Annotated in this window: 11 protein-coding genes; 6 read left to right on the top strand and 5 right to left on the bottom strand. The window is 68.5% G+C overall.

Going from position 1 to position 13,272, the window contains the following annotated elements; all coding sequences use genetic code 11:
* Positions 1–18: 18 nt before the first annotated feature.
* Complete coding sequence (locus ACEQZD_RS00300) at positions 19–678, top strand: TIGR04211 family SH3 domain-containing protein (RefSeq protein ID WP_142949735.1); 660 nt, start codon at positions 19–21, stop codon at positions 676–678.
* A 6-nt stretch (positions 679–684) separates the two neighbouring features.
* On the opposite strand, the gene ACEQZD_RS00295 is transcribed toward ACEQZD_RS00300, so the two are convergent.
* Positions 685–1,548, bottom strand: coding sequence for a hypothetical protein (locus ACEQZD_RS00295; protein ID WP_335628859.1), 864 nt, complete (start codon positions 1,546–1,548; stop codon positions 685–687).
* Between the two features lie 156 nt (positions 1,549–1,704).
* Positions 1,705–2,886 (bottom strand): CaiB/BaiF CoA-transferase family protein, encoded by a 1,182-nt coding sequence (locus ACEQZD_RS00290; RefSeq protein ID WP_335628860.1) that lies wholly within the window; start codon positions 2,884–2,886, stop codon positions 1,705–1,707.
* A gap of 153 nt (positions 2,887–3,039) precedes the next feature.
* Between ACEQZD_RS00290 and ACEQZD_RS00285 the strand changes: the two genes are divergently transcribed.
* Both ACEQZD_RS00285 and ACEQZD_RS00280 read left to right on the top strand, forming a co-directional pair.
* Positions 3,040–3,924 (top strand): acyltransferase, encoded by an 885-nt coding sequence (locus ACEQZD_RS00285; RefSeq protein ID WP_335628861.1) that lies wholly within the window; start codon positions 3,040–3,042, stop codon positions 3,922–3,924.
* A gap of 81 nt (positions 3,925–4,005) precedes the next feature.
* The gene (locus tag ACEQZD_RS00280) at positions 4,006–6,624 is read left to right on the top strand and encodes a DUF349 domain-containing protein (protein ID WP_370183297.1); all 2,619 of its coding nucleotides are present in this window, start codon (positions 4,006–4,008) and stop codon (positions 6,622–6,624) included.
* Positions 6,625–6,778: 154 nt separating this feature from the next.
* Here the strand turns inward: ACEQZD_RS00280 and ACEQZD_RS00275 are convergent, their stop codons facing one another.
* Both ACEQZD_RS00275 and ACEQZD_RS00270 read right to left on the bottom strand, forming a co-directional pair.
* Positions 6,779–7,414, bottom strand: coding sequence for a DUF924 family protein (locus ACEQZD_RS00275; RefSeq protein ID WP_142949740.1), 636 nt, complete (start codon positions 7,412–7,414; stop codon positions 6,779–6,781).
* 12 nt (positions 7,415–7,426) lie between these two features.
* A complete protein-coding gene (locus ACEQZD_RS00270) occupies positions 7,427–8,041 on the bottom strand; it encodes an arylesterase (RefSeq protein ID WP_335628864.1) in 615 nt (204 codons plus the stop codon).
* Here ACEQZD_RS00270 and ACEQZD_RS00265 point away from each other — a divergent pair, their 5' ends adjacent.
* Positions 8,042–8,716 carry an ABC transporter ATP-binding protein gene (locus tag ACEQZD_RS00265; protein WP_370183295.1) on the top strand — a complete coding sequence of 225 codons (675 nt, stop codon included), beginning with the start codon at positions 8,042–8,044 and terminating at the stop codon, positions 8,714–8,716.
* Positions 8,709–11,162, top strand: coding sequence for an ABC transporter permease (locus tag ACEQZD_RS00260; RefSeq protein WP_370183293.1), 2,454 nt, complete (start codon positions 8,709–8,711; stop codon positions 11,160–11,162). Before ACEQZD_RS00265 ends, ACEQZD_RS00260 begins: the two co-directional genes overlap by 8 nt.
* A gap of 3 nt (positions 11,163–11,165) precedes the next feature.
* Here the strand turns inward: ACEQZD_RS00260 and ACEQZD_RS00255 are convergent, their stop codons facing one another.
* Complete coding sequence (locus tag ACEQZD_RS00255) at positions 11,166–12,359, bottom strand: multidrug effflux MFS transporter (RefSeq protein WP_194855934.1); 1,194 nt, start codon at positions 12,357–12,359, stop codon at positions 11,166–11,168.
* Between the two features lie 143 nt (positions 12,360–12,502).
* Here ACEQZD_RS00255 and ACEQZD_RS00250 point away from each other — a divergent pair, with 143 nt between their 5' ends.
* Positions 12,503–13,210 carry a cation:proton antiporter gene (locus tag ACEQZD_RS00250; RefSeq protein WP_370183290.1) on the top strand — a complete coding sequence of 236 codons (708 nt, stop codon included), beginning with the start codon at positions 12,503–12,505 and terminating at the stop codon, positions 13,208–13,210.
* Positions 13,211–13,272: the final 62 nt, after the last annotated feature.

Here is a 13,272-nt window from a genome sequence, read left to right as displayed (position 1 = left end):
TCTAAGGAGTACCTGTTAATGCTCGTTCGCTGGCTCTGCTTCGTGCTGATTGCCCTGTTGTCCACACCGGCCCTGGCCGCCACCGCCTGGATCGACGATGAAATCTACGTGCCGGTGCGCTCCGGCGCCGGGTCCGGCTACCGCATCGTCCATCGCGGCCTGAAAAGCGGCACCCGGGTGGAATTTCTGGGGGAAGACGGTGACTGGGCGCACATCCGCTTCGGCGACACCGAGGGTTATATCGGCAAGCAGTACATCAGCCGTTCCCCCACCGCCGCCATTCGTCTGGAACAGATCAGCGGCGACCGCAAGCAAATGGAAAGCCGCATGACCGAAATGCGCGAGCGCCTGAGCAGCGTGGAAGCGGAGCGCGACCGCCTGAGTGCCGAAAACGAAGAGCTTAAGGGGTCGCTGAGCAGCCGCAGCGACGAGCTGGAAAACCTGCGCGACGTGGCCGCCGATCCGATCCGCCTGGATCAGGCCAACCGCCGGCTCAACGAAGAGCTCAGCATGCTGCGCTCGGAGCTCGACCAGGTGAAAGCGGAAAACGCCATGCTGCGCGGTAATAACACCTCCCAGCAATGGATCACCGGGGTCGGCATTCTGATTCTCGGCGCCATCGCCGGCCTGCTGCTGAAATCCAAGTCGGGCCGCCGCCGCAGCACCTGGGCCAACTGAGCGGCGTCAGCCGTCCAGGCGGCCGAACAGCGTCTCCAGCCGCACGGTAACGCCGTTCACCCCCTGATAGCCCTGGTCCCGGGGCCACAGGACGAACGGCTCCACTTCCACGAACAGCCACGGCCGCCACACCTGGCGCCGGTAGCGCACGTAACAGCGGTAGCTGTCCACCCGCGCCTCCGGCTTGGTGAAGCCGGCGGCCCCGGCACCCAGATTCCAGGCCGCCTTGTCGCTCTGGCGCAGGAACAGATTGGCGCCCTGGAACAGCCCCAGCCCGCGCCCGTCCTCGTTCAATTCCTCGCTGTACTGAATCTCGCTGGCCAGGCGCACGCTGGCGGTATCGCTCAAGGCGCGGTCGACCTCGAACAGGGAGCGGCTGCGCCAGCCTTTGGGGTCACGCCATTCGACCCGCTCGGTGAACCGCAGCCAGGCCGATTCGTTGAACAGGGGATGGACGCTGCGGTAACGCAGCCGGGTAAAGGTGGTCAGGTCGGAGCGCACGCCGGTGTCCAGGTCCAGGTCCATGGCCTCGGTGCGGTTGATCACCCAGCGCAGCGCGCCGCGAAAGCCGCTGTCGTCCTCGCCGATGCCGGTGACTTCGGAAGCCTGCGGGCCGTCCGCCACGGTGTCGTCCTCGTTGCTGCGAAACAGCAGGGACAGCCGCCGCTCGGCGCTCGGCAGCCACACCCGGGCGTCCACATCCAGGTCGCGGTCGTCCAGACCGTCGTCCCGCCAGATGCGCTCGCCGGTGATGCGCACCAGGCTGGCGGCGGGCTCGTTGCTGGTGCTGAGCGGGTCTGCGAAAAAGCCGTCCACCCAGCGGCTCGGCCAGCACAGGCCGCGGGACAGCCAGTCGTGGGTGCGGTCCACCCAGAGGGAGCGCGGTCCCTGGGTACAGGGATCCGTGGAGGTCGCCGGGGCCGCCGTCCCGGGTAACGGAAGCCCCATCATGCAAAGTATCAACAGCCCGGAAAGTCGCCTCATGACGACAGCATAGCGCCGCCCGGAGGCGGCGGGAATTACCGATCAACCCACCGCGCCGGAATCCTTGAAGGCCTGGATATCCTCGTCGCTGAAGCCGTGGTCGGACAGCACTTCGTCGCTGTGCTGACCGAGACGGGCACCGCTGAAACGGTAGCCCACCGGCGTGGCGGAGAACTTGAACGGCGACGCCACCTGGCGCTGCTTGCCGCCGTCGTGGCGCGGCACCTCCACCACCATGTCGCGGGCCTTCAGCTGCGGATGCTCGGTGGCTTCGGAGAAACTCAGCACCGGCTCCACGCAGCAATCCAGATCGGCGAACACCCGGCACCAGTGGTCGTAGTCCTGGCCGCCGATCACCTCGGCGATCTCCGCTTTCACTTCCGCCACCACGGTCGGGTCCAGGGTCATGCCCTTACTGGTCAGTTCCGGCTTGCCGATGGCCTGGCAGAACTGGGTGAAAAACTGCGGCTCCAGGCCGGCCACGGACATAAAGCGTCCGTCGCGGGTGCGGTAGCAGTCATAGAAGCCGCCGCCGTTGAGCTGGGTGGTCTCCAGGTCCGGATCCTGCCCGCCCACCAGGGCCGGCGGCGCGGCCAGGCCGTGCAGGCTGAAGGCGGCGTCGGTCATGGAGATGTCCACGTGCTGGCCCTCGCCGGTGCTCTGGCGGTGGATCACCGCCGCCAGCACGCCCATCACCGCATGGCAGGAACCGCCGGCGATGTCCGCCACCTGGAACGCCATCGGCGCCGGGCCGGAGGCCTTGCGGCCGTTGTAGGCGGTCATGCCGGCGATCGACAGATAGTTCAGATCGTGGCCGGCCCGGTCCCGGTAGGGCCCGTCCTGGCCGTAGCCGGTGATCGAGCAGTAGATCAGCCCCGGGTTGATCGCCTTAAGGTCTTCGTAGCCCACGCCCAGGCGGTCCATGACCCCGGGCCGGAACTGCTCGACGATAATGTCGTACTCGGCCACCAGACGCCGGATGATCTCCTTGCCTTCCGGCTTCTTCAGATCCACGGCGATCGACCGCTTGGAGCGGTTGATATAGCCGTGCACCGCCGACACGCCGTCCTCGGACGGCGGCAGCAGCCGCACCATGTCCGGACGGGTGGGTGATTCCACGCGCAGCACCTCGGCCCCCATGTCGGCCAGCATCAGGGTCGCGAACGGACCGGGCAACAGGGTGGAAAAATCCAGAACTTTCAAAGACGCCAGGGGACCACTCATGAACACCGCTCCTTCAATTCGAAAACCCGACCCTACCCGCTCGCGGTAGCCTCGCCAATGGCAACCCTGGTCGCCCGAGTGACCGAAACTGACATGGGGCCGGCACGCCATCTGCGCTAGCATGCGCGCTTACTCCGCAACCGTGTAACGCTGATGACCGTTTCAACAAAAATCCGCGGCGTGCTGGCGCTGGTGGGGATCTTTATCAACACCCTGTTGCTGGTCACCCCCCTGTATCTGTTCGCCCTGCTCCGGCTGCTGCTGCCGTTCCACGCCGCCCAGGTTCGGTTGTCCCGGGTGCTGGTGGTGATCGCCGAAACCTGGATGGCGATCAACAACGCGATCATTGATCTGTTCAGTCAGGTGGAATGGCGGGTGGAAGGCATGGACGGCCTGGCCCGCCATGAGTGGTATCTGATGACCTCCAACCACCAGTCCTGGGCGGACATTCTGGTGTTGCAGAAAGTCACCAACCGCCGGGTGCCGTCGCTGAAGTTCTTCCTCAAACAGGAGCTGATCTGGGTGCCGCTGCTGGGGCTGGCCTGGTGGGCGCTGGATTTTCCGTTCATGAAGCGCTACAGCCGCGCCCAGCTGGAAAAACGTCCGGAGCTCAAAGGCAAGGACATGGAGACCACCCGCAAGGCCTGCGAGAAGTACGCGCACTATCCGGTGTCGGTGATGAACTTCTTCGAAGGCACCCGCTTCACGGAGGAAAAACACCGCCAGCAGGATTCGCCCTACCGGCACCTGCTCAAACCCAAGGCCGGGGGCGCCGCCTTTACCCTTAAAGCCATGGGCGGCCAGCTGCACTGCCTGCTCGACTTCACCATTGTCTATCCTCCCGGCACCAGCCGTTCCCTGCTCGGCTTCCTGGGCGGCGACATGGACCGGGTGGAAGTGATCGCCCGGCGTCGGCCGATCCCGGACTGGGCGGCGCAGGGCGATTACGAGAACGACCCGGAGTTCCGGCGCCGCATTCAGGAGTGGGTGAGCGAAATCTGGGCGGAAAAAGACGCTCTTATCGAGTCACGTCTGTGATCCTATCCGAGGGTTGCCTATAGTAGTGGCCCGGCGCCCCCTGGCGCCGCATAAATACAAAGCAAATCCAATGGGATGGCCATGCTAGGCAAACTGTTCAAACCCCGGTGGCAACACCGCGACGCCGAGGTTCGCGCCCAGGCGGTCGCGACCCTGGATCCGCGCCAGGATCAGGAAACTTTGTCGAAACTCGCCCGCGACGACGACAGCGCCAGGGTGCGCGCCGCCGCCGTGTCGGCCCTGCTGGACCTGCACCTGCTGGACCGGCTGATCGAAGCGGACGGCGACGCCGGCGTGCGTGACGCCGCCTCGGACCGCTTCGTGGCGCTGCTGGCCGGCACCGTGGACGGCGCCCCGGCGGTGGACACCCGGCTGCGGCTGATCCAGCACACCGGCAATGCCCGGGTGCTGCTGCATGTGGCCCGCCACAGCCCCGACCAGGCGTGCCGGGAGGCGGCCCTGGCCGCCATCGACGATCCGGACGCGCTCTACCGCCTGGCCCTGGAAGGCGCCGACGCCGCGTTGCGTCTGGCCGCCGCCGAACGTCTGGAGGACGCCACCCTGCTGCGTCAGCTGGGCCGCGAAGGCCGCGACAAAAAGGTGGTGCGCGTCGCCCGCGACCGCGTCAAGGCCCTGCAGGCCCGGGACGCCGAGGCGCGCCGCCACGAGGAACAGCTCGACGCCCTGATCGACGCCCTGGAACAACTGGCCCAACACAGCGCCGACCCGCTGTTCGAAGGCCGCCTGCAGCAACTGGAACAACGCTGGCGGGCACTGGCCGAACAGGCCGATGACGCCCGCTCCGCCCGCGTGGAAAGCGCCCTGGCGCAGTGCCACGCGCATCGGCGCGAGCAGCAGCAAGCGGCGGCCCGCCAGGAAGCGCTGGAATCCGCCGCCCACGAGCGCCGCGCCGCCCTGGACACCCTGCGCTCTCTGTATCGCGACCTGAGCGCGGAGACCTGGGACCAGCAGCTCGGCGAGCTGCGCTCGGCGGTGGCCACCCAGGAGCGACGCTGGCAGGCCGCCGGCGAACTGCTCGAGGCGGACGACGAGTCCGACCTGATGTTCCACTCGCGGTTGAGCGAATGGCGCCGGCTGATCGCCCTGGCGGAAGCGGCCCTGGACGCCGAGGACGACGACCAGCGCCGCGAGCTGGCCGAACAGTGGCCCGCCGAGGTGGCCGCGCCTTCCGCCCTGGCGGCGGCCCGCCCGCCCGAGCCTCCCGAACAGCAGGAAGAGCCGAAGCAGCAACAGAAGCCCCGGCAGGCGCCGGCGCGGACCGGCGCCGACAGCGAGCACCGCGGTCTGGTGGTGGCGCTGCGCCGGGAGCTGCAACAGGGCAATCTCAAGCACGCCAACCGGCTCTGGCACAAAGCCGAGGCGGTCCTCGCCGAGCAGAACGACCCCTGGCTGCAGCAGCAGCTTGAGCGTCTCACGCCACGCCGGGAAGAGCTACGCGACTGGCACGCGTTCGCCGCCCAGCCGAAGAAAGAACAGCTCTGTGAGCGCATGGAAGCGCTCGCCGAAACGGACATGGACGCCGAAGAGCGCGCCAGCGCCGTCCAGGCTCTGCACGAAGAGTGGCGCGCGCTGATGAGCTCCGACCAGGATCAGGACCAGGCGCTCTGGGACCGCTTCAAGGCCGCCTCCGACCGCGCCTATGAACCCTGCCGCGCGCACTTCGCCGAGCTCGACGCCCAGCGCGAGGAAAACCTGCGGCGCCGCGAGGCACTGTGCCAGCAGCTGGCGGATTTTGTCGCCGCCCAGGATTGGGGGAACGCGGACTGGCAGGCGGTGTGGGAAATCCGTCGGCAGGCGCCACAGGAATGGAAGAGCCACGCGCCGGTGCGCTTCACCGACGCCCGCGACGTGCAAAAGCGCTTTTCGGCGCTGCTCAGCGAAATCGATGAGCGCCTGGAAGAGGCCTGGCGGCAGGCCGAGCAGCCCCGCCAGGCGCTGCTGGAGCGCGCCGCCGCCCTCGCCGAGAGCGTGGCCGCCGACCAGGGCGAACAGGCCGTCGACGTCCGTGGCGCCGCCCGCGAGGCCCAGGCGCTGCAGAAGCAATGGCGCGCCGCGCCCTGGCTGCCGCCGGCCCGTCACCGGCCGTTCCAGAAGCGTTTCCGCCGTACCATGGACGCCATCTTCGCCGCGCGTCAGGCCGACACCGAACAAAAGCAGGCGCAGCGCGCCGAAGCTGCCGAACAGGCACAGACCGTACTGGAACGGGCCGCCCAACAAACCGCCCGGCCCCTGCCGGAACAGGACGGCGCCACCCTCGCCGCCCTCGCCGAGGAATTGCAGGCGGTGGACGGCGCGTCGCTGGGCCGCGGTCTGCAGCAACAGCTGCAACGGCTGCAGGAGCAATTGCGCGCGCTACGCAAGGACCTGCCCCGGTGGCAGCGCTGGCAGGCGGCCCGCGACCGTGTCAGCGGCGCGCCGTCCGGCGAGGAGCGCGCCGAAGACCGCGCCCTGGCCGCCGCGCTGGAAGCCCTGGCCGGCGTCGACAGCCCCGACCACGCCCGCGAGGAACGCATGGCCTGGCAACTCGAGCGGCTGCCCAAGGCGATGAAATCGAGCGGCTTCACGCCGCTGGAAGAGGCCCTGGCGCTGGTCGACGAACGGCCGGTGGGCACGCCGCTCGAACCGGACCTGGCCTCCCGAATGACAACCGCCCTGACAGCCCTGGAACCGCGCCCCTAATCCAGCCTGTGCGAGCGGGCCCCGCCCGCGAAAGGGGCGAAGCCCCGGCAGGATACCAGAGACATCTCTAACGGCAGCACCAACAGCGTCTCTGGGATCCTGCCGGGTGGCTAAAGCCACCCTTTTGCGGGCTGGGCCCGCTCCTACAAGCCGGCTATTGCCCGTAACGCCGCGCGTGCTGCAAGAAGTCGAGTTCCTCTGCGCTGTCGGTGCGCTCCAGCACCCGGTTGCGGTGCGGGAAACGGCCGAACCGCTGGATGATGTCGCGGTGCTCCTCGGCGAATTTGAGGTTGTTGGCGATATCGTCCTTGAGCGCCGCCGGCACCCGTGCGTGCAGGTCCTGGTAGCAGGCCACCGCGCGGTCCTGCAGCTCGGCGTCCTCGGCGTGCATCAGCGGCATATAGAAAAACACCTGGCCGGCCCAGCCCAGGCGCCGGTCCATGCCGGTGGATAAACCTTCCAGGGTCAGCGTGGCGGCGTGGTGGTCGCCGGCGAAGGCGTCCGCCGTGCCGCGATAGATGTTGCGCGTGAACTGGTCCAGCAGCAGGATCAGCGCCAGCCTGGGACCCGGCTCCCGTTCCCAGTCCACCAGGTCGCGCCGCAGCGCCGCCGCCACCCGGTCACCGAAGCGTTCGGCGATTTCCGCGTCCTGGGCGTCACTGCTCTTGAACCAGCGCCGGCGCAAGGATTCCGGCGGCCAGCCCCGGGCATCGTCGGTCTCCCCTTCCAGGCCGCCGCTGTCGCCAAACCAGAAGTCGAGGATATCCCGGTACGGGATGGTGAATTCCATGGTGCTCTTCCTTTACAGGTCGCAGTGGTCCGGCAGCGCCGGTTTGATCGCCGGCCAGGCGTTTTTCAGCAGGCCCGGCTGGGCCTCGGCGGTGGGATGTATGCCGTCGCGCTGCATCTGCCCCGCTTCCACCACGCCATCCAGCAGGAAAGGCACGAACGGCACCCCGGTTTCCCCGGCCACCTTTTTGAAGGCCTGCTCGAACAGTCTCGTGTAGGCCTGGCCGTAGTTGGGCGGGATACGCATGCCCAGCAATACCGGCTCGGCGCCGGCCGCTTCGCTCAGTTCGATCATGCGGGTCAGGTTGTCGCCCAGCCGCTGCGGCGGCAGGCCGCGCAGCCCGTCGTTGCCGCCCAGCTCGATCACCACCGTGTCCGGCTGGTGGCGCTCGAGCAGATCCGGCAGCCGCACCAGACCGCCGTCACTGGTGTCGCCGCTCACCGACGCGTTGTTCACCGGCAGCCCGGAACATTGCGTTTCCAGCCGTTGTCGTAAAAGGTGCACCCATCCCTGCGTTTCCTCGATACCATAGGCCGCGCTGATGCTGTCACCCAGCACCAGCACGCCCTCGGCGCGGGCGCAAAACGGCGTTACCAGTAAAACCAAAACGATCAGGCGTTCCCACATATGGCCTCGACTCCCGTGCTTGTCGCGCGACAACTTAGCAAAACGGTCTCCGCCCCGGAAGGCGAGCTGACCCTCCTGGAGCATATCCACCTCACCGTCCAAGGGGGAGACACTTTGGCCATCACCGGGCCGTCCGGTTCCGGAAAATCCACCTTACTGGGTTTGCTGGCCGGCCTGGACGTGCCCAGCGGCGGCGACGTGCGCCTCGCCGGCGAGCCGTTCAGCGGCCTCGACGAAGACGCGCGCGCCGCGCTGCGCGGGCGTTACTGCAGCTTCGTGTTCCAGGCGTTTCATCTGGTCGCCGACCTCACCGCCCTGGAAAACGTCATGCTGCCGCTGGAAATCGCCGGCGCCGACCGGGCCCGGGACAAGGCCCGGCACTGGCTGGCCCGGGTCGGCCTGGGCAAACGCGAACGGCATTTCCCGTCGCAGCTCTCCGGCGGCGAGCAGCAGCGCGTGGCCCTGGCCCGCGCCTTCGCCATGGAGCCCGCCCTGCTGTTCGCCGATGAGCCCACCGGCAGCCTGGACCGGGCCAACGGCGATCAGGTGGCGGAGATGCTGTTCGATCTGAACCGCGACCACGGCACCGCCCTGGTGCTGGTGACCCACGACCCGGCCCTGGCCCGGCACTGCGGCACCCATCACGAACTGGTGGAGGGCCGCCTGAGTGCCTGATTTGTCCCCGCGACCGCTACTTCGTCCCTGGCGTTCGTCCGCGTTCCGCATTCAGGCCCTGGCGCTGCTGGTGTGCACCCTGGCGATCGCGGCCGTGGTGCTGATGCGCGGCGAACTGGACCACCGCTTCGCCAACCGCACCGCCGAGGCGATCGGCGGCGACCTGGTGCTGGAAGGCAGCGAGCCGGCCACCCGGGCCCAGCGCGAGCAGGTGGCCGCCCTGCCCCATTCCCGGATCAGCGCCTTCAGCACCGTGCTGGTGCACGGCGACACCTTCGTACTCACCAGCGTCAAAGCGGTGGACGACGCCTACCCGCTGTACGGCGAGCTCACCGTGGCGGACCAGCGCTTCGCCACGCCGGGCACCGTGGACCAGGGCCCGCCGCCCGGCGAGGTGTGGCTGGCCGGGCCGGCGCTGGATCGTCTGGAACAGAACGTGGGCGACACCGTCACCGTGGGCGAGCGCCAGTTGCGGATCGGCAAGGTGCTGGTCCGCGAGCCGGACCAGGGCGCCGGTTTCTACAGCATGAACCCCAGGGTGCTGATGAACCTGGAGGACGTGGACTCCACCGGCGTGCTGGCGCCGGGCACCCGGGTCGAATATGAACTGCGCATCGCCGCCCCCGGCGAGCAAATGGCCGGCGTCCTTGACCGGCTGGAACCCACCCTGGCGCCGCATCAGGAGATCGACACCCGCGAGGACGCCGCGATGCGCTCCATGGGGCCGATGCGGCAACTCAGCCTGTGGGGCCAGCTGTCGGTGATGATGGTGGTGCTGCTGTGCGGCGGCGCCGTCTACCTGGCCGCCGGCGTGCGCAGCGCCGAGCAGGCGCGCCGCTGCGCGGTGATGAAAACCTTCGGCGCCGGCCGCCGCCTTATCCTCGGCCAGATACTGGGCCGCGAACTGGCGGCGCTGTTGCCGTCCATCCTGGTGGGCCTGGCGCTGGCCGGCGGCGGCTTTCTGCTGCTGCAGCAATGGCTCGGCGACGCCCTCACCTGGCGGCCGTCCGTGCTCACCTGGCTGCTGCTGGCCCTGGCGCCGGTGGTGATCTGGGCCGGCTTCGCCCTGCCGCGGCTGTGGCGACTGGCGGATCTGCCGGCGCGGCTGATCCTCGCCGACCGCCTGGAGGCCCCGGCGGCGCGCACCGGCCGTAATCTGCTCGGCGCCCTGCTGGCACCGGTGCTGGTGGCGATGATGCTGTCCGGCTCGCTGGTGGCCCTGGGGCAGCTGTTGCTGCTGATGGTGGCCGTGGCGGTGGGCCTGCCGCTGCTGCTGTGGGGGCCGCTGCGCCTTGCCGACAAGGGCGGTGCCCGTCTGCCGCTGGCGCCGCGTCTGGCGCTGCGGCGCCTGGCCCGGCGCCCGATGACCACCCTGCCGATGCTGGCCGCCATGGTACTGGCCCTGGCGGTCATGTCCCTGGCCAGCCAGGTGGGCCAGCAGCTGCTGGGCCAGTGGCGCGCCAGCCTGCCGGAGAAGGCGCCCAACTATTTCGTGCTCAACCTGTTCGACCAGGATATGGACGCGTTCCGAAGCTGGCTGGACACCCACGACGCCGAGGTACCCGGCTTTTACCCGGTGGTCCGGGCCCGCCTCACCGAGGTGAACGGCCAGCCGGTGCGGGAAGCGGTCACCAAGGAAGACGAGGACGACCAGGGCCAGCGCGCCCTCAACCGCGACCTGTCGCTGACCCAGGCCGACACCCTGCCGGAGAGCAACCGGGTGACCGACGGGCGCTGGGTGGCCGGTGCCCCCGGCGAAGTGTCGGTGGAATCGGAACTGGCGGCATCCCTGGGCCTGAAGGTGGGCGACGAGCTCGGCTTCACCGCGCCCTCGGGCAGTGTGGCGGCCACCGTGGTCGGTTTGCGGGAGGTGGAATGGGAAAGCTTCGAGCCGAATTTCTACTTCATGTTCAGCCCCGGCACCCTGGAATCACTGAACCGGTACTGGCTGACCAGCTTCTACCTGCCCGAAGGTCAGGGCGCGGACCTGCCGGACCTGATCCGTCAGTTCCCGCAGATCACCCTGCTGGACGTCAACGCCCTGCTCGACCAGGCCCAGGACCTGATCGCCCGCGCCAGCCGCGCGGCCCTGGCCCTGGCGGTGCTGCTGCTGGCGTCCAGCGTGCTGGTGATGGCCGCCGCCTGGCTGGCGGGCAGCCAGCAGCGGCGCCGCGACGAGGCGCTGCTGCGGGTGCTGGGCGCGCGCTCCGCCCTGCTGCGCCGGGTGGCGGTGCTCGAACAGGCCCTGCTGCTCGGCGGCGCCGCCCTGTTCGCGCACCTGCTGCACCTGGTGGCGCTCTGGCCGCTGGGCACCAAGTTGTTCGACGGTGATATGCCGCTGTCCTGGTGGATTCTGCTGCCCTGGGTGCTGATCCTGCCGATGCTGGCGACCCAGTGGCTCAAGCCACGACGCCACAGCGCGCCGCTGGCGCGCCTGATGTCCTGACGGCTACTGCCTGAGGCCCGGCTTTTCCCGCGCCAGCAGGAAGAAGCAGAGCATCCCGCCCACCGCGCTGGCCGCCATCAGGGCGGTCATCGGCAGCGGCGTACCGTTGTGGATCAGGCCCAGCCCGGAACCGATCAGCCCCGCCATCAGAAACTGCAGGCAGCCGTTGAGGCCGGTGGCGGCGCCGCTGTCGCGCTCGAAGAAGGCCAGGAAGCTGGCCAGCGCGTTGGGGATCGCCAGCGCCGCCATGCCGGCCACCACCATGATCAGCGGCACCGTGCTCCAGAGCGTCAGGTAGCCGCTCAGGGTGAGCAGCAGCAGCGTCAGCGCGGCCAGGCTTTGCAGCACCACCGCCACGGCCATGATCGCGGCGCTGTCGAAGCGGCGCAGCAGCAACACGTTAAGGCGGTTGAGCCCCAGCATGGCGACCACGTTGGCGCCGAAATAGAGCGGGAAGCGGGCCTCGTCGATGCCGAAGTATTCGATATAGAGAAAGGCGGCGTCGGTGATGAAGGTGAACATGGCGGAAAAGATCAGGCCGTTGGCGAGGATGAAGCCCATCGCCCGGCGCTGGCGCAGCACCCGGCCGTAGGCCGCGAACATGCGGTGGCGCAGCGGCTCCTCCGCCACCTGCGGGGCCACGGAAGGCATCGCGAAGCGCAGCATCAGCGCCACCAGTACGGCGTAGCCGGCCAACATCACGAAGATGCTCTGCCAGCCGGCCAGGTGCAGCAGGAAGGCCCCCACCGCGGGCGCCACCAGCGGCGCCAACAGAAGCACCAGGCCCACACTGGTGAGCACCCGGGCCGCTTCGCGACCGTTGAAATGGTCGCGCACCGAGGCGGCGGCGATCACCACGGTGGCGCCGCCGCCCAGGGCCTGAAGCACGCGCAGACCGTACAGCCAGCCCACCTGCGAGCACACCGTGATCGCCAGGCTGGCGACGATAAAAACGGACAGGCCCACATAGGCCACCGGTTTGCGGCCGAAATGATCCGACAGCGGGCCGCCCAGCCACTGGCCCAGCGCCACGCCCAGCACATAGACGCTCACCGACAGTTCAATGCGGTGCACCGCCACGCCGAAGTCGTCGGCCATGGTCGGCAGCGCCGGCAGGTAGGTGTCGATGGCGAGCGGCCCGAGGGCCACCAGAGTGCCGAGCATGATCGCCAGGCGTACGGGGGAAACGGTAGGCATCGGGAATCCCTGGGCGGTACAACGGAGGTCGGCAAGCCTATCATTATCACCGTCGTTTTTGCCGTTAGCGGGATGAAAAAAATCGGGCTTGCGACGCTCCGGGTTCGCTGGGACTATAGCCGCACTCTCAGACAAGGAAGCCCATGGAACTCTCCGTACCTTTGCAGTTGGCCCTGATCACCGTGGTGGCGTTTGTCTGCCAGTGGGCCTCCTGGCGCATCAAGCTGCCCGCCATTTTACCGTTGCTGCTGTCCGGCCTGTTGTTGGGCTCGGTGGCCGGTCTGATCCAACCCAAGCAGTTATTCGGAGATCTGCTGCTGCCCGGGGTGTCCCTGGCGGTGTCGATCATTCTGTTCGAGGGCGCCCTCACCCTTCGCTTCAGCGAGATCCGCGGCCTGGAAAAAACCGTGCGCCGGCTGGTCACCTGGGGGGCGCTGATCACCTGGGGCGTGGTGACGCTGTCCGCCTGGGGCCTGCTGAATCTGCCCTTGGAGCTGGCGCTGCTGTTCGGCGCCCTGGTGGTGGTCACCGGCCCCACGGTGATCGTGCCGTTGCTGCGCAGCGTGCGCCCCAAGGCGAGCGTGGCGCGGCTGCTGCGCTGGGAAGGCATCGTGATTGACCCGCTGGGCGCGATCCTGGCGGTACTGGCCTACGAGCTGGTGGTGGCCACCGGCCAGCAGGGTGCCCTGCTGCACGGGCTGTGGCTGTTCTTCCAGGCGATCGCCGTGGGCGCCGCCATGGGCGGCGCCGTGGCGCTGGCGCTGAGCGCCCTGCTGAGCCGCCACCTGGTGCCGGAGTATCTGCGCAGTTTCCTGGTGCTGTCCTCGGTTGATCACCCCCGCCCCGTTTGACGCATGGCTGAACGGCGACGATGCCGCCCTCACCGCCGATCAACGCTCGGGTCTGGAACAAT

This window comes from Alloalcanivorax sp. (genome assembly GCF_964221125.1).
In the GTDB taxonomy this organism is placed as follows: domain Bacteria; phylum Pseudomonadota; class Gammaproteobacteria; order Pseudomonadales; family Alcanivoracaceae; genus Alloalcanivorax; species Alloalcanivorax venustensis.
Note: the sequence above shows the minus strand (reverse complement) of the source record. Positions and strands in the feature narration are given on the sequence as shown.